This window comes from Vampirovibrionales bacterium (genome assembly GCA_016712355.1).
Lineage (GTDB): Bacteria > Cyanobacteriota > Vampirovibrionia > Vampirovibrionales > Vampirovibrionaceae > JADJRF01.
This window is the reverse complement of the sequence record JADJRF010000005.1, coordinates 1,719,509-1,736,995: the sequence shown is the minus strand read 5'-3', so window position 1 is coordinate 1,736,995 and position 17,487 is coordinate 1,719,509. Positions and strand designations below refer to the sequence as shown.

The window sequence follows — 17,487 nt, the reverse complement described above, 5'->3', positions numbered from 1 at the left end:
AGAGGCTTTCATGCAAGGGCTTGTCACGCGAAAACTGGCGATTCACGGCGGCGAAAAGATTCGCGACCACTATTTTCCAGGCTATCGCACCATCGGGGCAGAAGAACGTCAAGCCGTTCAGCGCGTGATGGAAAGAGGAGTGCTGTCACGTTTTTTGGGAAGTTGGCATAGCGATTTCTACGGTGGGGAAGAGATTCAGGCGTTTGAAGCGGAATGGGCCTCCTATTTTAAAGTAAAGCACGCGATCGCGGTGAATTCCGCCACCTCGGCTTTATATGCGGCGGTGGGCGCATGCGGCATTGAACCGGGCGACGAGGTCATTGTGTCGCCTTACACTATGTCCGCCTCGGCGACGGCCCCGCTGACCTATGGCGCGATTCCGGTTTTCGCGGATATCGAGCCGCAGCATTATTGCCTCGACGCGCAATCGGTTGAAGCGCGTATTACTGAGCGCACGCGCGCCATTATCATTGTGGATATTTTTGGCCAGCCTTACGATGCCGACGCCATCAACGCCATTGCGCGCAAACGCAACCTGAAAATAATTGAAGACTGCGCGCAAGCCCCCGGCGCGAAATATCGCGAGCGCTTCGCCGGAACGCTGGCAGATGTGGGGGTTTATTCTCTCAATTATCATAAGCATATTCATACCGGCGAAGGCGGACTTATTGTCACGGATAACGACGAACTCGCCGAACGCGCGCGATTAATTCGCAATCACGCGGAAGCGGTGTTATCTGACCAGCATTATGGCGGCGTACGGGAGATCGGCGAAGCGGATCTGGTGAATATGATCGGCTTTAATTACCGCATGACGGAACTGGAGGCGGCGATTGGACGCGAACAGCTTAAAAAACTCGAAGGCCTCCTGAACCAGCGCGTGCACAACACGCAGTATTTAAACGAACGTCTGGGCGCGCTCCCCTGCATCGAGCCCACGCGCGTGAGAGAAGGGACCACGCATTCTTTCTACTTCCACCCGCTGCAATTCAAGCCGGAAGCAGCGGAAGGTATTTCGCGCAATGATTTCATCAACGCCGTCAAAGCCGAACTGGCCCCGTCGGAATTGCGCGAAGGCCTTGGCGTGCGCATCGCGTGCGGTTACCTGCGTCCGCTGTACTTACAGCCGATGTTCCAGAAACGCATTGCCTTCGGGCGCAACGGGTTTCCCTGGACGAGTCCGCATTACGGCGGCTCGGTGGATTACGGTCAGGGCATTTGCCCCGTTGCGGAGCAAATGCATTTTGAGCGCCTGTTTAACCACGAACTGATGACGCCGGGCATGACGCGCAGCGATCTCGACGACGTGGTTCGGGCCTTTGAAAAAGTCTGGGAGAGCCGGGACCAGCTGCGATAAGACGAGCGGCGTTTCTCAAACGCGTTTTCGTATTACAATGCCAAGGACGGGGCCAGACGCAGGCCTGCGGCATGCGTTTTCGCAATCGTTTATGGGTTATCTGGCTACAGAGGTTTTGAAACGTGGATATCGGACATGCGCTCGTCAAGGCGGTTTTACAAGGTCTTACGGAGTTTCTGCCCGTCAGTAGTACGGCGCACCTGATCTTTACAGATGCGCTCTTTAAGCTGTACGGCTGGAGCGAACGCACGCTGCTGGGCGAAGACGAGTTCTATGACATTTTACTGCACGTCGGGACGTTGCTGGCTGTTCTATTCTACTTCCGCCGCGACTTGACGGCGATTTTCTATACAATGATCGGCCAGACCAACAAACTTGACGTACCGCAGCACCTCGGAAAATTCGACCTCAAGCAACTGCCCTGGCAAGGTATTCTCACCACGATAACCACCATGATTTTTATCGTCGTGATGCTGTTTGGCTCCAAGCTCGTGATGGGCGCAATGGGCTGGACGAGCGCGCATATTCACGACCTGTCTGATTTTTACCTGGCGCATCCGCATTGGGTGGCGATTCACTTAATGGTGACCGGCGGGCTGCTATGGTTTACGGATTCCTATGCCTCGCGCCGTCAAGGGGAAGGCGCGCCATTGACGTCGAAAAGAGCCATCATTGTCGGATTATTCCAGGGCGTGGCCGCCATTTTCCATGGCATCTCCCGTTCAGGCTCAACGATTTCCGGCGGTCTGGTCAGCGGTCTGGACCGCCTGACAGCCACGCGCTACGCCTTTATCATCAGCATCCCCATTTTTATTATCGCGCCACTGTACGATTACTGGAAAATGCGCGATATGGGCCTGGACGGACATTTTAACTGGCCCGTGATGCTCACCGGCGTGGCCGTTTCGGCTATCGTGGGCTATTTCTGCATCAAATATTTCATTCGCTACGTGGCTACCCACGGCTTAAAAGCCTTCGCCATTTATTGCTGGGCGATGGGTCTGCTAATGCTTGCACTCTTTGCCACACGGGGCTTTAACTCCATTGCCCTTCTGATTCGATAGAGATCATGCGCCATGCGCTGCGCCGCTCATCCGCATACTGAAACGCGCTTGCAATGTTCGCAGTGCGAAAAGCCCATTTGCCCCAAATGCATGGTGACATGTCCGGTCGGGCTGAAGTGCAAGACGTGCGTCAACAAAACTGAAAGCCATGTCCTGAAAGCCTCCCCAATGCAATACGCCGTGGCCATCTCGCTCGGCATGGTCGCCGGGGCGGCTGCCTGCTGGGCGACAGAGTCATTTGCCATGGGGTGGTCATGGATCACGCTGGTTGCGGCGTATTTGGGCGGCATGCTGATTGGCAAGCTGATTCAACGCGCCAGCGGCAACAAGTTATCGCGGCGAATGGCAGTGGTGACGATGGCCAGCGTCGCAGGAGGAATCTTGGCGTATTGGGCGTATACTATGATGGTATTTTTTCCGCCGGGCGTGTTCCTGTACTCGTTTGATGCCAGTTTGCCCGTTATGGGCCCACTCTGGCTGCATCACGCCCTGTTACTGGGAGGTTGCTGGCATGGGTTCTATCAAGGCGTCCGATTCCGCAGTTAGGAAGCAGACAATTGAAAAAACTGTCGAAGCCGCTGTGATTGACACTCCCTTGGGTCGCCTGGGCTTGCGCCTAAGCGATGGGGCGCTGGCTGCCGTCGATTTTCTGCCATCCGATGCGCCGCTTTCTTATGATGGCCTTTCTGCCGAAATGACAGAGATTGTCGGCAGGTTTCGACGATATTTCGCTGGCGATGCGCAAGCGTTCGATGGTTTGGCGATAAGCGAAGAAGACGGCACGCCTTTTCAGAAAGACGTCTGGCGCGCCCTCAAAGCGATCCCCTATGGCCAAACGCGTTCTTACGCCGAGATCGCGCGTCAACTGAACAAACCAGGCGCATCGCGAGCGATTGGCCAGGCAAACCGACGCAATCCGCTGCCTATTGTCGTTCCGTGTCACCGTGTGATTACGGCAGACGGAGGCCTTGGTGGGTATCAGGGAACCCAGGGGCTGGAAGTCAAACGCGCGTTGCTTGCGCTGGAATCGTCCAAGGCAACGCCATCGCGGGCCTGAACTGTTTTATTCTGAAGAAGCCTAAAGCAGCGCAGGCGACAGCCTATTTCACACGCACCATCATCGCGCCGTTGCGGGTTTTGGAGCGACCCAGCTCGGTGTTCAGCGCCACGATACGTCGTTGGATGAATTCAGCGTTTCGCGCCGTGGGTTTGAGCGTCAGCACCCGGTGATAGGCGGTCAGCGCTTCACGTCGAGAGCCCATGCGATCGAGCGTCAGCGCCAATCCCAAATGGCCACGGCCGAATTCGGGCGAGCGCTCGACAAGTTCTTCAAACACTTTGCGCGCGTCGTCGTAGGCGCATAGGCGCAAGTGAATACTGCCGAGATTGTTGTAAGCGGGCAGGAACTCTTCATCCAGCGCGACAATTTCTTTGTACAGGCGCATGGCGTAAGTCGTATCGCCCTGAAGCTCCACAATGAGCGCCAGGCCGAACTTGGCTTCCAGAAAAGTCGGATCGAGCTTGACGGCGCGCTCATAGTGGGCAATTGCCTGCTTGACCAAGCCCAGATCGTTATAGCACTTGCCAATATCCAGGTGGACTTCCTTATTAAAGGCGTTCTGCGACAGCGCGCGTTTAAACGCGCCGACCGCATCCTGAAATTCCCCCTTGCGCCGCAGGCATTTGCCCACGCCAATATGCGCCTCCACAAAATCCTGACGCAGGTCGATCGCCTGGCGGTATTCCGTCAGCGCAGCGTCCAACTCTTCTCGATAACGCAGGGCGTCGGCTGCGATGAGGTGATCATACGCCCTGCCATATTTATGAACCATCGGATTGGGAGCCTCTGCGGCCAGATTACCTGTAAAGCGGTTAAGCGCAGCCATCAGGCGCGAAGAATAGCGAATGCCCGCCGTCGACCCTTGGGCAATGGGTTCATGAGAAGACATAATTTCAAACGCCTCCGAAGCGATCATCCCGACGATCCACAACACGACGGTCATCCTGACTGGTTTTATTGTAGGGGATGCCGCAGGGGAGGGAATCGACCATCGGGTGGGGGGAGGCCTCCTCCCAGAGATCGATCTTCCAGAGCAATCTTCGAGAGATGCAATCATCACGATCGACCTTCAAAACCCACGCATGATCGCCTCGGCGTTTCTCGCGGGGCGAGACTTGTTCTTTACATGGCGGTCATCAAGGCCGCCTTTCCGGGTCGCTCATTACCTGCGTCGATCACCTGATTTCGATCCTACGCCTGCTTTAAATGCGAGGGAAGTCTTGACACAGCATGTCAAGAGGATCAAACAGATCGCACTACTTGAAGAAGCGCATTTTAGGGCCATCGCTCCTAAAATAGAGTCCCTCCTTCAAAGAAGTCCGGCGATGCGTTTCAGGCCCGGCGAAGACAGGACGCCGGGAAGACAGGACGCTCGTCAGGCGCGTTGGCAGCGGGCGGCAAACCCCGTACAATGGCAGACATGCTTGAAATGATCACGTCGTTTGTCTGCGGCGAATCGGGCGGCGGCCCGCAGACGGGAGAAATTCAGGGCCGTTACACCGTTCGGCGGGGAGAATGCCATTCCTGCGGCGATTGTTGCCGCAATATCTACCTGCTCCATGACGAAAAACCCATCGCCACGGTGGGAGATTTTCGGCGACTACAGGCCGAAAACCCTGAATACGGCTCGTTTGAGCCGCTGGATGAGACCGACCATGGCGTGCGTTTCCGGTGTCATCATCTGACCGATGAAAACCGATGCGCCCAATACGCTTCACGACCGGGGTTCTGCCGGACTTACCCGTCGGAGAAAGGCGTTTTGTTGGGCGGGCAACTCTCGCCCCAATGCGGTTACGCATTCACGCCAATTCGCTCCTTCTCACAAGCCCTCGCAGATGCAGCGCGCACGACGCCCGGCCCATCCAGAAAAGGACGTTCGCAATGAGCGCGACGACGCCTGCAGGGGCTTTTATGCCCGCGCCCTACGACAGCGTAGGGGTTGGAACGCTCATCGGGCGAGCCTGGAATCTGTTTCGCGGCGACATACGGCGCAGCGTCTCCGTGATGTTGCCGTCGTTGCTCCTGAACGGCGTTGCAGGCGTTCTCGTCGCGATTCCCTCGTCGTTTTCCGCCAGTGCGCGATCAGGGGGCTCCTATCTCTGGACGCTGGGAATATGTTACGGCATCGCGCTGATTCTAATAACGATTGAGTTTTTTTTGCGAGCCGGGTCCTTCGTCGTCTTAAGCCGTTTATATCGCGCCACGATTGAATTACGGCCGCCGATTCCCATTCGCCAGGCGGTTCAGGAGCTTTTGGGCAAGGCGCCGGGCTTTATCAGCGTTGCCATCGCGTTGATTGTCACGGGTTTTTTCTTTTTAATCGCCGACTGGGCCGTTCTGACGCTGGGCATCATTTTATTTTCGATGCTGGCAGCCGGTCTGCTGGCGCCGATGGTAGCCTCTTTCAGCGCATTCCCGTTTATTCCCATTGTGATCGGCAGCGCTTTATTCATGATGATGGGAGCGGGACTGGTCGGGCTGCTCAGTTTCCAGTGTCTCGGATGCCTGCTGCCCCTTGCGGCCGTCGCCAACTGCCGCGACAACAGCATTTCGGCCCAGTGGCGCGAAATGGGACGCACGTATGCCTTTTTATGGCGAGCGCCGCTTCGCGCCGGCGCTTTTGGACTGGCGTTGCTGCTCTGCTATGCGGTTTTAGCCTTGGCGCTGTCGTTTCCAACACAGGCCGCTTACTTCTTTTTCCTGTATTTCAACCCGGTTGCTCCCGGCGTGATTCCGCTTCCTGTCAGCATTGGCGCGAGCGTCTATGGCATTATCGTACAAGGCATCATCTGGCCATTTATCTTTGCCGCGCTCACGCTCTTCTGGTACGATTGTCAGGTACGCTGGCAAGGGGCTGATATGCGCTTACGGTTAGAGCGACTACGCTCGGCCATGGATTCCGCGGATTCCGCAGCCTGAGGCTTTTAAGGACTTTCACGATGAGCGAGCGCAAAGTGATAGAGATGTTCAAACGCCATGGAGGCGGCCTGTTTCCTGCCGACGTCGCCTCGGGAGGCGAGTTTGCCGTAAGCCCGGACGGGTTTCATTACCTCACCTTTCGCCAGAATCAGGAAGACGCCCATGGCGAAGAAGAATTAGTCTCGCTGGCCCATAAAAAGCATTATCTAGTGAAGATGATCGAGCATCACCGCGACGCCATTCGCGTCAATCTCTATCACGTTGAGGGTGAGCGCCTGACGGCATTTCTGCAGGAGCTGGACAAACGCCCCGGCGCGCTCCTGGAAATTCAGCCTTTTTTCCCGGAAACGACCGCATGACGGCGCGCGAATGGAGCAGCCTCGCATTTCGCCGCGCTTGCTTGAGTTTTGCCATCGGCATGATGTCGATAACGATGGCGTCCAGCGCATGGGCCTGTTTTCCGTCTAACGATTCGCGCGCCGTGAACGTTTCTCAGTCTGAGATGACAACGTTGCGGCAAGGCGGCGTGCTCGTAAGAGAATGCCCCGGCGTCAAAAACAACTCCATGCGTCTGGTAATGGCCCGGATGATCATCAACCGGCCCATGGCGAGCGTCTGGACGTCATTAATGAATCAGGAAAACATCTTCCAGAACGAGCCGCATATGAAGAAAGTGTCGACGCTTGTCAAAGCGCCGGGCGGACGTCAGGACGTTTCTTACGCGCTCTCAATCTCGTCGTTGCTGCCGACGTTTAATTACGTCACCCGCATCCAGTTTATCCAGGACTCCTGGACAGCGAACTTCAACCGCATCAGCGGCAGTTTTAAGGCGTTTAAGGGCTTTGCCAGCTTATCTCCAGTAGACGAAGGTCAAAAAACGATGATGACTTACGCGCTTCAGGTGGATCCCGGCTTTTTAATCCCGCAATTCGTGGTACGCAATATTCTTAAGTCCGAACTGCCTAGCCTGATGGGCCATATCCGCACCCGGGTGGCAGCGCCCTCGGCCACCGGCGCGACGCGCCCTAAAAAGCCTTAACATTGGCGCGTGGAGGCGCTTGCCGTCTTACGCGGTTTGAGGTAGTGTACCCTCTATCGGCGACTGTCGGGGTATGGGTGACAGTCGTCACAGAGCGCCTAAAAAGTCCCCGCAGAAAGAGTCCCTAAGGAGCCCTCTGACAAGCGCCTTGCGCGACAGGCGCTCTCCCGCTGAATACGCTTGGCTCAAAAAGCAACCTGTGATTAGCAGCAGCAATAGGACACCGCGCCGATGACGCCCATCATTCCGGATTTTCAACCGATTCCGTTTCCCGCGCCTCTGTGGCTGTTGAAAACGTTGCTGGTACTGGGCTTCTTCTTGCACGCGATTCCGATGAACGCGGCGCTAATGGGCGGGCTTTTTGCGGTTTTCTACGGCGCGAAAGGCCGACAAGGCGATGCCCACGCGGCGCGCTTTTCAAAAACCCTCGCGGCCTCGCTGCCTATTTTTCTGTCCTTTGCGATTACTCAGGGCATTGTGCCCTTGCTGTTTCTTCAGTTGGTATACGGTCCGCTGTATTACGCCTCGTCGATCGTCATGGCGGTTCCCTGGATTGCGGTCTTAGGGCTGCTGCTGATCGGCTATCTGTTTTTGTATACCTATAAGCTGGACTGGAAACGCGTAGCGGGCGGACGGGCGCCGTGGCTGCTGGTCGCCGCGTCGCTGGCGTTTCTGACGATTGCGTTTTTCTTTACTAACAACATGACGTTGATGCTGTCGCCCGAAAAATGGCAGGGCCTGATGGCGGCCCATCCTTACGGCGGAGCCTTAAACCTGTCAGAAGCATCGCTTTGGCCGCGTCTGCTCCATATGGTCATCGGCGCGGCGGCAATTACCGGGTTAATCGTCGGCTGCTTTGGCCTGTTCTGGGCCAAGCGTGACGCAGATTACGGCGCCTGGCTGATTCGCCAGGGCGCAGGGACGTTTTTCGTCATCACCCTGATTGAATGCGTCGGGGGATTCTGGTTCCTGATGGCGTTGCCCCGCGAACAGATGATGGCCTTCATGGGCGGCGAGCAAATTGGCTCGATTGCCTTTATCGCCTCGCTCGCGCTGACGTTCGTTGCGCTGGTCGGCTCCGCCATCGCCTGGCGCAATGGCAAGGCTGCGCCATTTAAAGTCGCGGTTTTCGGCGGCTTGCTGACCATGCTCACCATGAGCGTGATGCGCCATATGCTACGCGAATACGCAACAGCGGGCTTCTTCCGCCCGCAGGATGTGGCCGTGCATATTCAATGGGATTTGCTGATTCCTTTTGTCATTCTGGCGGTTGGAATGATTGCCTATCTCATCTGGTTGGCGCGCGTGGCGTTTTCGGCGTATTTTTCGCCGGTTGCCCCCGAGGCCTAGCCGCATTTTCTCCATGATTTTCAGCAATAATGAGACGGTTGTCAGGCAAGCAAGATAAGGACTCAACGTTGGTGATGAACGACGAAAGCGCGCACGACCCTCATACTGGTTGCGGCTCCTGCCACTGCGGGCCGGAAGAAACGCCGCAGAGCGGGCCGGCCATTCCACGACGATTTTTCCTGCAAGGCGCTATCGCCGCCTTTGCGGCGCTGTGGGGCGCACTGGCCGCCTATCCCCTGTTCCGGTACATGACGACCGGACAGGAAGAGCCCGTTGGAGCGGACGTCAAAAGCGTCAATCTGGGCAAGGCGAGTGAATTTCCCAATAATTCGGCCAGGAATTTCCAGTTTGGCCGCAAGCCCGCCATTCTGGTGCGCAACCCGCAAGGCGAGCTTCACGCGTTTATCGCCGTTTGCACGCATCTCGGCTGTACGGTTCAGTTTTCTTCGGAAAAAGAAGACATCTGGTGCGCGTGTCACGGGGGACGCTACGATCTGAATTCCGGCAAGAATATGTCGGGACCTCCCCCGAAGCCACTGACGCCGCTTAAGGTCGCCACGGTTAAAGGCGATATCATTGTCTCTGTCGCATAAGCGTTAATTAGCAAGCCCTTCCAGCCCCGAGCGTTACAATTTACAAACAGGTGACTGCGCATGGCCAACCCAACCGCCCCTCTTTCAACCGTTTTCGCAACCATCGCCACGTGGGTGGAAGATCGTTTTTCGCTGAATGAACTCAAAGCGATGGGCGCTAAAAAGACGGTGCCGGTCCACAAGACCTCACTCTGGTACTATCTGGGCGGCGTGGCGTTGATTCTGCTGGTGATTCAGACGCTGACCGGCGGCCTGCTAATGGCGCATTACATCCCCGAAATCGGGTCGGCGCACGCCTCTGTGCAACAGATCAATAACAAGGTGGAATTCGGCTGGCTTATTCGCTCGATGCACAGTTGGGGCGCCAATATTATGATTCTGGCGCTGTTTGTTCATATGTTCAGCACGTTTTTCATGCGCGCCTACCGTCCGCCGCGAGAAATCACCTGGCTGACGGGCATGGTGATGCTGGTGGTGGCCTTTGGATTCGGCTTTACTGGCTACTTACTGCCGTGGGATGAAGTCTCGTTCTTCGCCACCAAAATCGGGGTGGATATTTCCAGCAAATCGCCGCTAATTGGCGATATTCTGGGGAATTTGCTGCGCGGCGGGGCGGATATTGGCCAAGGGACGATTTCGCGCTTCTTCATGATTCACGTTTTCGTGTTGCCGCTGGTCTTAATGGGCCTGCTGGGACTGCACCTGATGATGATTCAGTTCCACGGAATCTCGGAACCGGAAGGCTATCAAAAGCTCCCGGAAGGCGAAAAGAAGCGTGAACCGTTCTTCCCCGCCTTTATGCTGAAGGACGCCGTGGTTTGGCTGTTGGTGATCACGGGCGTGGTGCTGCTGTCGGCGCTTGCCCCTTGGGGTCTCGGGCCGGAAGCCAATCCTTATAATCCGGCGCCGGCAGGCATTAAACCGGAATGGTACTTCCTGGCGATGTTCCAGTTCTTAAAGCTCGTCCCGCCGCATGTCGGCCCTATGGAAGGCGAGCAGGCGGGCATGGTCTTCTTCGGTTTGATTGGCGGCGGCTTGGCAATGGCGCCGTTTATCGATCGCGGTCATAATCCGTTTATCGCCCGGATGATGCGGCTCTTTGGCATTGCGGTCTTGATAGGTCTGATTGTCTTTACCATTTGGGGGTACATGTCATGAATTATCCGTTGTGGGAAGTCCCCTTTCTGGGCGGCGCGGGCGTTATCGGTATTATTGCCAGCATCCACGTGTTTTTGTCGCACTTTGCCGTAGGCGGCGGGATTTTCTTCGCCCTTACCGAGCGATGGGCGTTCAATTCGGGCGATAACCGCATTTACGACTATCTGAAAAAGCATTCGCTGTTTTTTCTCATCGTTACGACGGTTTTCGGCGTCGTCACCGGTGTGGGCATCTGGTGGGCCATCAGCTTGTGCAGCCCCAACGGGACGCATACGCTGATTCAAACGTATACGCTGGCGTGGGCCATTGAATACCTGTTTTTTGTCACCGAAATCGCGACATTCTTCGTGTATTTCTATTCGTGGGACAAAATTCCGCGGAAAACCCACCTGCGACTGGCGGACGCTTATGCGATTCTCTCCATTTTCACCTTGCTGGTGATCAATGGGATTCTCACGTTTATGCTCACGCCCGGCGGCTGGCTGACATCGCGCAACTGGGTGGACGGGTTCTTTAATGCGGCGTATGTTCCCGCAACCGGCATGCGTCTTATCGGCATGCTTGCGCTGGCGGGCCTGTACGCCTTGGTGACAGCTTCGCGCCTGCGCGATGAGGCGTTTCGCGTGCGTATGCTGCGGTATGCGGCCAAGTGGTTTTTACCGATTTTCTTTCTCGGTCCGCTGCTAGCGATCTGGATTGCGCTGATTCTGCCGCAAGCCCCGCTGGATATTATCCAAAACGGTCTGTCTACCGCTGCTTCCGGCACGTTTTCGTTGATGGCGCGCGCTATGGTCTTAAGCGTGTTTCTGTCGGCCGCTCTGTTGCTGATGGTGTTTGTCGGACCGTATCTCAACGCCCGCTACTTCTCACCTCGCGCAGCGGCCGCCCTGATGGTCGTTGGCCTGCTCACCGTAGGGATGATGGAGTGGACGCGCGAAATGATGCGCAAACCCTATGTCGTCTATAACTACATGTATGTCAACGGCATCCGCAAGGATGAGATTCCAGCGATGAATCGCGACGGCGCTACGGCGCATGCGCGCTGGATCGCAAAGGATCTGAAAGGCGAAGCGCTTGGCTCAGAACTGTTTCGCGCCCAGTGCATGAGCTGCCATAACAAGCAGGGTTACCGTGGCATGGACAAGTTGCTAGGCGAGCGCGACGTCGCCGCCATTCGCGGCCTGTTGCAGGTGATGCGCGAAACGGATCCCGCCAAGAGCCCGTATGTAAAAATCATGCCGCCGCTGGCCGGAACCGACGCCGAGGTAGACGCTCTGGCCGCGTATCTTTCTACGCTAAACGCCGCCAATCGCAAAAACGAGCCCCAACTCGCCCAGCGTTAAGCGCAACATATTTTATACTGCTTCAAAACCCTGCTTCGGCAGGGTTTTAGCATTTAAATAGGATTACCAGAGCCCCCAATCCCTTGTCTGTTGAGGCATAAAATCCGATGGGATCTCAGTCGCCGCATCTCTATCGTCATCTTACAGCCGTACTTTCTCTCTTCTCAACATTGCTATAATAATGGGAATCACTATTGAGGCTTTGCGGTGAAAGATCCGGTTTATCTCGTCGGCGCGGCGCGAACGGCGATCGGCAGTTTTCAGGGATCGCTGGCGGACGCGCCAGCGCCCACGCTGGGCGCAAGCGTCATTCAGGCGGCGTTAACCCGGGCCGGTCTCTACCCCAGCCCGCCAGATGAAGTCCTCATGGGCTGCGTCCTGAGCGCTGGCATCGGACAGGCGCCCGCCCGACAGGCAGCGTTAGCGGCGGGCTTGTCGACTGCCACCGGAACGGCGACGATCAACAAGGTCTGCGGCTCAGGACTCTATGCGGCCATGCTTGCCGCCAGCCGGATTCGCGCCGGAGATAGCGATGTTATCGTCGCAGGCGGCATGGAATCGATGTCGCGTGCGCCTTATTACTTGTTAAATGCCCGCAAGGGTCTGAGAATGGGACACCAGACGCTGACAGATGGCATGATTCTCGACGGGCTGTGGGATCCGTACAATGATTTCCACATGGGGGCCGCCGGCGAATTGTGCGCCGAGCGCTATGCCTTTTCTCGCGAAGCGCAGGATGCGTTCGCCCACCAGAGCTATGAGCGCGCCCGCGCCGCAAGCGCATCCGGTGCGTTTCGTTCAGAGATAACGCCAGTTAGCGTTGCTCAACGCAAGGGAGAGCCGCTGATTGTCGATACGGATGAAGAACCCGCCCGCGCCGATCTCGATCGACTGGCGGCGCTGAAACCAGCCTTTAACGCCAAGGGCGCGATTACGGCAGGAAACGCCTCGACTCTCAACGATGGAGCAGCTGCCGTAGTAGTAGCCTCCGCCCGCGCAACACGAGAACGGCAACTTAAACCGCTGGCGAAAATCCGGGCTGATGTAACGTTTAGTCATGACCCGCAGTGGTTCACGACGGCCCCTATCGGCGCAATTACAAGCGTCGCCGAAAAAGCGGGAGTGAGTCTGCGCGATATCGACCTGTTCGAGATTAACGAAGCTTTCGCCGTGGTCCCAATGGCCGCCATTGAAGAATTAAGCCTGCCCCCTGAACGCGTTAACGTCAATGGCGGCGCGATTGCCCTGGGGCATCCGATTGGCGCATCCGGGGCGCGCTTGCTGGTGACGCTTTTATACGCGTTGGCCGCGCGCGACAAGACGCTGGGGCTTGTCACGCTCTGTATTGGCGGCGGCGAATCGGTCGCAATGGTCGTTGAGCGCCTCTAGACGATGACCAGCGTTTGCACAACCAACGCCCCATTACCGCGCATTATCGGCGTGGTTGGCGCGGGACAAATGGGACGCGGCATTGCGCAGGTGTTCGCCCAGGCCCCTGTTATTGAACAGGTAATCTTGCATGACACGTCCGAACAGGCGCTTAGCGCCGCGCGCGCAGCCATCGCAGACAGTTTGCGGCGTCTGGCGGAGAAAAATAAATTAGACGGGCGTCCGGCTGAGGAGATTCTAACGCGCATACGCTTTGAGCCAACTTTGCAGGCGCTGGCCCCGAGCGAATGGGTGATTGAAGCTATCGTTGAGGACGAAGCCGCCAAATGCGCCCTGCTGTCTCAATTAGACGGATTCCTTTCGCCGAAAGCGATTTTAGCCTCCAATACCTCCAGCTTGCCGATTTCGCTGCTCGCCAAGGCCACGCGACGGCCAGAACAAGTGATCGGCCTGCACTTTATGAATCCGCCGCCATTGATGCCGTTGATTGAAGTAATTCCTGGCCAACGCACGCGCGACGACGTACGCGACGCAGCGCTTACGTTAGCCCGGGCATTGGGAAAAACCCCCGTTCTGGCGCAAGACGCCCCCGGTTTTATCGCCAATCGCATTCTGATGCCCCTGCTGAATGAAGCCATGCGCGCACTGGAAGAAGGCGTCGCCAGCGCCGAAGATATTGACGCAACCTTTCGCCTCGGAATGCGGCATCCGATGGGCCCGCTCACATTGGCAGATTATATCGGCCTGGACACCTGTCTGGCGATTATGAACGTGTTACACGCCGGTCTTAAGGAAGAGCGCTTTCGTCCCTGCGCCTTGCTGGCGGCGCATGTGGCGGCGGGGCGTCTGGGCAAGAAGTCGGGTAAAGGATTTTATGACTATGCCCAATCTTGACCGCCGCGCCATTATCTGGGCGCTAAGCCTTGCAATGACCAGTCTAATGAGTTGTGGTCTACCCCCCTTGGATACAGGGGATCAGGAAGAAGCCGCCACATCATCGGCGCAAGACCGCACCCCGTGCTTTGTCACCCGCGTGTTTGACGGCGATACGCTCGCCTGCGATCTCAACAACAACCGGCGAATTGAATCGCCCGGCGAGCATGTCCGTTTACTGGGAATCGATGCGCCGGAAACATCGCATTCCGCCAAATTAAAGCATCGTCTTAAGCCGGGCCAAGCCCCGTACGACGAGCCCTACGCTCAGGAAGCGACGCGCATGCTGCAATCGCTGGCGTTGCGCCATACGGTGTATCTGGCGTGGGACGTTGAGCGGGTGGATCGCTACGGGCGCTCGCTGGCTGTCATTTATCCCGGCGCTGGATCGCAGGCGTCGTTGAATGAAGCGTTGCTCAAGGCCGGGGTGGTAAAAACGCTTTTCTTCCCGCCGAATTTGGCTTACGCAAAGCGGTTTCGGGCGGCGCAAAAAGAAGCCAGACGCGCCCGCGTCGGTCTATGGCAATCCGCGCGGTAAGTGAATTAATTTGATAGTGAGGGGATCTGACCTATTGGTCCTTATCACAGCTCGACTTTGCTCAAAAAACAGCGGCATCCAACCCTATTGCGCAGATTATTTCAAGAGAATAAACGTCGGAATCAAGGCATTTCTTTCGGATTCAGGAGCGGTTTCAGAGCGTATTTGCCGCAGCAGATTTACCCGTTGTTGGTCCGCCGCAAGGTCAAGGTTCCTGCCTCGCGGTTGATTTCAAACTGGAATTGCTGAAGCACGTCCATGCCGATCACGCCATCGACGTGATCATCTTTCATGGGCGGAGTAAGGGCGATCCGCAAGTTCTCAAAATCATGTTTTCCTAGCCGAAGGTTTCCGTAAGCAATGGGCGATTGAATCATGCCGTTGCCCGTCTGGAAAGCCATCACCTGTCCGGTTGGCTTTAGCTTGAATTTGGCAGCCTTATTCGCAGGCGCCACGCAAAACGAGGCGCCGGTATCGATCAGGAAACGCCCGGTAACGCCGTTTAAATCCGCCTTCACAAACACCACATTGCCTTGCGAGGTAATCGGCAAGGTTTGGGAAGTCAGGTTCTCCAGTTCCGGCGGTACGCGCTTGCCAGTAATCTCGTAAATCCGTTGAGCGGCGATACTGTCCTCCATAGGATCCAGTTGCAAGGATTTTCGGTAGGCGACAACGGCCTCCGGGTATTTTTTCATCGCATCGTATAAACATCCCAGACCAAAATACTGCATGTCATCTTTTGGATTTTGTTTAAGTCCTTCCAGGCGGATTTTCAGGGCTTGATCATATTGATTAAAATTCTGGTAGCTCAGGGCATATTGGTCCCAATAATGGTAATAGTGCGGATCTTCCTTAATCAACTCTTTGTATAGTGGGAGCGCTTCCGCGCGCCGATTGTTCTCCACCAGTTGGGTCGCTTTAGCAATTTTGTAATCGCCATTATTAGGGGCTCGAGAAACAGCCTTTTCAAGATAGCGCATGGCCGTCTCCCAATCCCCGTAGTTTGCTTCGTCTTCAAACTTTAAAAAATTGTAATGGGGGTGGTCAGGAGTCATCGCCAGCAGGCGGTTTAGCGTCAGCAGAGATTCGCTGCGCCGGCTTTCGTGATCAAGGGCGTTATATTTCAGTTCCAGATATTCGACTTTTTCCTTGCGGCGAAGGGCTTCGTTGAGATGGTCCAGGCAAGTCAGGGCCTGGCCCTGTTCACAAGCATCCTGCGCCTTGGCGTAGGATGCTTCTGCCGCCCGTGTTGCTTCGGCATCCGACCACCACCAGACGCCCAGACCGATGAGCGCCATCACCCCAGTGACAATGGCGAGGATTATCACCATCGTCTTGTTACTGTTGGCGGTTTCTACAGTAAATCGTTCCAAAGACGCTTGTGTTGGCATCGCCTTATACCACATAAAAAGTAGGTGTAATTGAATATACCCAAGAAACCCTTATACGGCCCATTAGCCAGGACGTTAGAAGAGAAGAGGCCCATTCATGGGACAGCATGCGGACGCGCATGAGCCGCCCCCTCAATCGATCTCGTTCGAAAAGCTGAAATGCTCATTCGTCGCACTCTGATAGCAAGGCTGGACCACTATAATCACAAACTGGGACAAGAGTTGCGCTGTTGGGAGAAGAGGAAGCGATGGACGAACAGCAGGCGAGAGATCGCCGACGAGAAAAACAGTGGCTTTGGGGCCTGGCTGGTTGCGGATGTCTGAGCGCAGTAGCGATATTATTATCGACCGTCGCGCTCACCGCGCTCGTGGTTTTTTGTCATACTGGAGAAAACGCCTTCGATGAAGGGGAGTATCGCTATCCGACAGGACATTGCGCTCAGTCAGGGCCAACGGGGGGATAAGCCCTTGAAACATTTTAAAATTATGATATCTTGATTTCAAGATGTCAGAAACCCCTCTCAAAATCGAGCAAGCCGTTGGATGCCTGAAAACCCTGGCGCATCCTGTACGGCTATCCATCCTGTGCGCGCTGCGAGAAGGCGAACGCTCCGTGCAGACGCTGGAAGCATCCCTTTCGGTCTCGCAATCGCTGATGTCGACGCATCTCGCTAAAATGCGAGACAGAGAGATTGTGATCGCGCGTCGAGAAGGCCACCAGGTTTTCTATCGCGTAAGAGATCCGCGTCTGTTTGCGCTGCTGGACCTGCTACAAACGCTTTATTGCCCCCCACTGTAACCCCGCAAAGGAGCCCTTTCGATGCCAACCATCGTCAACGCCCAGGAAATTCAACCCGAAGCAACCGCCCACATCATTGACGTGCGCACGCGCGATGAATTTGCGCGCGAGCGAATCGCCGGCTCGCGCAATATTCCGCTGGATGAGCTACCGAGCGCCTGCGGGCAATTAAAATCCATGCAGCATATTATTTTAAGCTGTCAAAGCGGAGGACGCGCGGAGCAGGCAAACGCATTTCTGGAGTCCATGGGGATTTCGCACGCGGTGTTACTGCAAGGCGGCCTCAATGGCTGGAAGGCCGCGCGCCGTCAGACGGAATCCGTCAAGCAGGGCGTCAGCATTCTGCGCCAAGTGCAGATGATTGTCGGCGCCATGGTCCTGATTGGAACATTTTACCCGCCGCTGTGGCTGCTGGCCCCCATCGCAGGAGCGGGCATGCTCTTTGCAGGCCTCAGTAACACGTGCATGATGGCAGTCTTATTGGCAAAAATGCCCTGGAATCGTATGCCTGCGTCCAATACGCAGCAATGCGCCTTGCGTTAAAGCCCCATCAC

The 17,487-nt window shown here is 56.1% G+C and carries 19 protein-coding genes; 17 read left to right on the top strand and 2 right to left on the bottom strand.

The genetic code is table 11. From position 1 onward, the window contains the following. The first annotated feature begins 10 nt into the window (after positions 1-10). The 4 genes from IPK79_09450 (at position 11) to IPK79_09435 (ending at position 3,478) form a co-directional block, all read left to right on the top strand. Positions 11-1,357 (top strand): DegT/DnrJ/EryC1/StrS family aminotransferase, encoded by a 1,347-nt coding sequence (locus tag IPK79_09450; protein ID MBK8190658.1) that lies wholly within the window; start codon positions 11-13, stop codon positions 1,355-1,357. A 122-nt stretch (positions 1,358-1,479) separates the two neighbouring features. Then, positions 1,480-2,421: an undecaprenyl-diphosphate phosphatase gene (locus IPK79_09445; protein MBK8190657.1), complete on the top strand. Its 942-nt coding sequence runs from the start codon at positions 1,480-1,482 to the stop codon at positions 2,419-2,421. A 168-nt stretch (positions 2,422-2,589) separates the two neighbouring features. Further along, on the top strand, positions 2,590-2,967 hold the full coding sequence (locus IPK79_09440) for a hypothetical protein (GenBank protein MBK8190656.1): 378 nt from the start codon (positions 2,590-2,592) through the stop codon (positions 2,965-2,967). Further along, the gene (locus tag IPK79_09435; protein ID MBK8190655.1) at positions 2,933-3,478 is read left to right on the top strand and encodes a methylated-DNA--[protein]-cysteine S-methyltransferase; all 546 of its coding nucleotides are present in this window, start codon (positions 2,933-2,935) and stop codon (positions 3,476-3,478) included. The genes IPK79_09440 and IPK79_09435 overlap by 35 nt, the downstream gene beginning before the upstream one ends. 43 nt (positions 3,479-3,521) lie before the next feature. Here IPK79_09435 and IPK79_09430 read toward each other — a convergent pair whose 3' ends face one another. Next, a complete protein-coding gene (locus IPK79_09430; GenBank protein ID MBK8190654.1) occupies positions 3,522-4,424 on the bottom strand; it encodes a tetratricopeptide repeat protein in 903 nt (300 codons plus the stop codon). Between the two features lie 468 nt (positions 4,425-4,892). Here IPK79_09430 and IPK79_09425 point away from each other — a divergent pair, with 468 nt between their 5' ends. The 11 genes from IPK79_09425 to IPK79_09375 all read left to right on the top strand — a co-directional run bounded on the left by IPK79_09425 (position 4,893) and on the right by IPK79_09375 (position 14,743). After that, a complete protein-coding gene (locus IPK79_09425; protein ID MBK8190653.1) occupies positions 4,893-5,366 on the top strand; it encodes a YkgJ family cysteine cluster protein in 474 nt (157 codons plus the stop codon). Continuing rightward, positions 5,363-6,400 (top strand): hypothetical protein, encoded by a 1,038-nt coding sequence (locus IPK79_09420; GenBank protein ID MBK8190652.1) that lies wholly within the window; start codon positions 5,363-5,365, stop codon positions 6,398-6,400. The genes IPK79_09425 and IPK79_09420 overlap by 4 nt, the downstream gene beginning before the upstream one ends. A 20-nt stretch (positions 6,401-6,420) precedes the next feature. Then, positions 6,421-6,759, top strand: a complete 339-nt coding sequence (locus IPK79_09415; protein ID MBK8190651.1) for a hypothetical protein — start codon at positions 6,421-6,423, stop codon at positions 6,757-6,759. Positions 6,760-6,818: 59 nt separating this feature from the next. Further along, entirely contained in the window at positions 6,819-7,439 is a 621-nt protein-coding gene (locus tag IPK79_09410; GenBank protein MBK8190650.1) for a hypothetical protein, read from the top strand. Positions 7,440-7,670: 231 nt separating this feature from the next. Further along, positions 7,671-8,789 carry a hypothetical protein gene (locus IPK79_09405; GenBank protein ID MBK8190649.1) on the top strand — a complete coding sequence of 373 codons (1,119 nt, stop codon included), beginning with the start codon at positions 7,671-7,673 and terminating at the stop codon, positions 8,787-8,789. Between the two features lie 248 nt (positions 8,790-9,037). Next, a complete protein-coding gene (locus IPK79_09400; protein ID MBK8190648.1) occupies positions 9,038-9,382 on the top strand; it encodes a Rieske (2Fe-2S) protein in 345 nt (114 codons plus the stop codon). A 60-nt stretch (positions 9,383-9,442) separates the two neighbouring features. Then, on the top strand, positions 9,443-10,540 hold the full coding sequence (locus tag IPK79_09395; GenBank protein MBK8190647.1) for a cytochrome bc complex cytochrome b subunit: 1,098 nt from the start codon (positions 9,443-9,445) through the stop codon (positions 10,538-10,540). After that, a complete protein-coding gene (locus tag IPK79_09390) occupies positions 10,537-11,883 on the top strand; it encodes a cytochrome ubiquinol oxidase subunit I (GenBank protein ID MBK8190646.1) in 1,347 nt (448 codons plus the stop codon). The genes IPK79_09395 and IPK79_09390 overlap by 4 nt, the downstream gene beginning before the upstream one ends. Positions 11,884-12,090: 207 nt before the next feature. Continuing rightward, a complete protein-coding gene (locus tag IPK79_09385; GenBank protein MBK8190645.1) occupies positions 12,091-13,272 on the top strand; it encodes an acetyl-CoA C-acyltransferase in 1,182 nt (393 codons plus the stop codon). A 3-nt stretch (positions 13,273-13,275) separates the two neighbouring features. Next, positions 13,276-14,166, top strand: coding sequence for a 3-hydroxybutyryl-CoA dehydrogenase (locus tag IPK79_09380; GenBank protein ID MBK8190644.1), 891 nt, complete (start codon positions 13,276-13,278; stop codon positions 14,164-14,166). Further along, entirely contained in the window at positions 14,153-14,743 is a 591-nt protein-coding gene (locus tag IPK79_09375; protein ID MBK8190643.1) for a thermonuclease family protein, read from the top strand. The genes IPK79_09380 and IPK79_09375 overlap by 14 nt, the downstream gene beginning before the upstream one ends. Positions 14,744-14,922: 179 nt before the next feature. On the opposite strand, the gene IPK79_09370 is transcribed toward IPK79_09375, so the two are convergent. Further along, entirely contained in the window at positions 14,923-16,134 is a 1,212-nt protein-coding gene (locus tag IPK79_09370; GenBank protein ID MBK8190642.1) for an aspartyl protease family protein, read from the bottom strand. A 505-nt stretch (positions 16,135-16,639) separates the two neighbouring features. On the opposite strand from IPK79_09370, the gene IPK79_09365 reads away from it, so the two are divergent. Together IPK79_09365 and IPK79_09360 are read left to right on the top strand one after the other, a co-directional pair. Beyond that, on the top strand, positions 16,640-16,933 hold the full coding sequence (locus IPK79_09365) for a winged helix-turn-helix transcriptional regulator (GenBank protein ID MBK8190641.1): 294 nt from the start codon (positions 16,640-16,642) through the stop codon (positions 16,931-16,933). 21 nt (positions 16,934-16,954) lie between these two features. Next, positions 16,955-17,476 (top strand): rhodanese-like domain-containing protein, encoded by a 522-nt coding sequence (locus tag IPK79_09360; GenBank protein ID MBK8190640.1) that lies wholly within the window; start codon positions 16,955-16,957, stop codon positions 17,474-17,476. The last annotated feature ends 11 nt before the right edge of the window (positions 17,477-17,487 follow it).

Bases quoted from the DNA above. Each gene is read 5' to 3' on its own strand.
- IPK79_09450 (MBK8190658.1), top strand. From the start codon at position 11: ATGCAAGGGCTTGTCACGCGAAAACTGGCGATTCACGGCGGCGAAAAG.
- IPK79_09440 (MBK8190656.1), top strand. From the start codon at position 2,590: ATGCAATACGCCGTGGCCATCTCGCTCGGCATGGTCGCCGGGGCGGCT.
- IPK79_09435 (MBK8190655.1), top strand. From the start codon at position 2,933: ATGGGTTCTATCAAGGCGTCCGATTCCGCAGTTAGGAAGCAGACAATT.
- IPK79_09430 (MBK8190654.1), bottom strand. From the start codon at position 4,424: ATGACCGTCGTGTTGTGGATCGTCGGGATGATCGCTTCGGAGGCGTTT.
- IPK79_09425 (MBK8190653.1), top strand. From the start codon at position 4,893: ATGGCAGACATGCTTGAAATGATCACGTCGTTTGTCTGCGGCGAATCG.
- IPK79_09420 (MBK8190652.1), top strand. From the start codon at position 5,363: ATGAGCGCGACGACGCCTGCAGGGGCTTTTATGCCCGCGCCCTACGAC.
- IPK79_09415 (MBK8190651.1), top strand. From the start codon at position 6,421: ATGAGCGAGCGCAAAGTGATAGAGATGTTCAAACGCCATGGAGGCGGC.
- IPK79_09410 (MBK8190650.1), top strand. From the start codon at position 6,819: ATGATGTCGATAACGATGGCGTCCAGCGCATGGGCCTGTTTTCCGTCT.
- IPK79_09405 (MBK8190649.1), top strand. From the start codon at position 7,671: ATGACGCCCATCATTCCGGATTTTCAACCGATTCCGTTTCCCGCGCCT.
- IPK79_09400 (MBK8190648.1), top strand. From the start codon at position 9,038: ATGACGACCGGACAGGAAGAGCCCGTTGGAGCGGACGTCAAAAGCGTC.
- IPK79_09395 (MBK8190647.1), top strand. From the start codon at position 9,443: ATGGCCAACCCAACCGCCCCTCTTTCAACCGTTTTCGCAACCATCGCC.
- IPK79_09390 (MBK8190646.1), top strand. From the start codon at position 10,537: ATGAATTATCCGTTGTGGGAAGTCCCCTTTCTGGGCGGCGCGGGCGTT.
- IPK79_09380 (MBK8190644.1), top strand. From the start codon at position 13,276: ATGACCAGCGTTTGCACAACCAACGCCCCATTACCGCGCATTATCGGC.
- IPK79_09375 (MBK8190643.1), top strand. From the start codon at position 14,153: ATGCCCAATCTTGACCGCCGCGCCATTATCTGGGCGCTAAGCCTTGCA.
- IPK79_09370 (MBK8190642.1), bottom strand. From the start codon at position 16,134: ATGCCAACACAAGCGTCTTTGGAACGATTTACTGTAGAAACCGCCAAC.
- IPK79_09365 (MBK8190641.1), top strand. From the start codon at position 16,640: ATGTCAGAAACCCCTCTCAAAATCGAGCAAGCCGTTGGATGCCTGAAA.
- IPK79_09360 (MBK8190640.1), top strand. From the start codon at position 16,955: ATGCCAACCATCGTCAACGCCCAGGAAATTCAACCCGAAGCAACCGCC.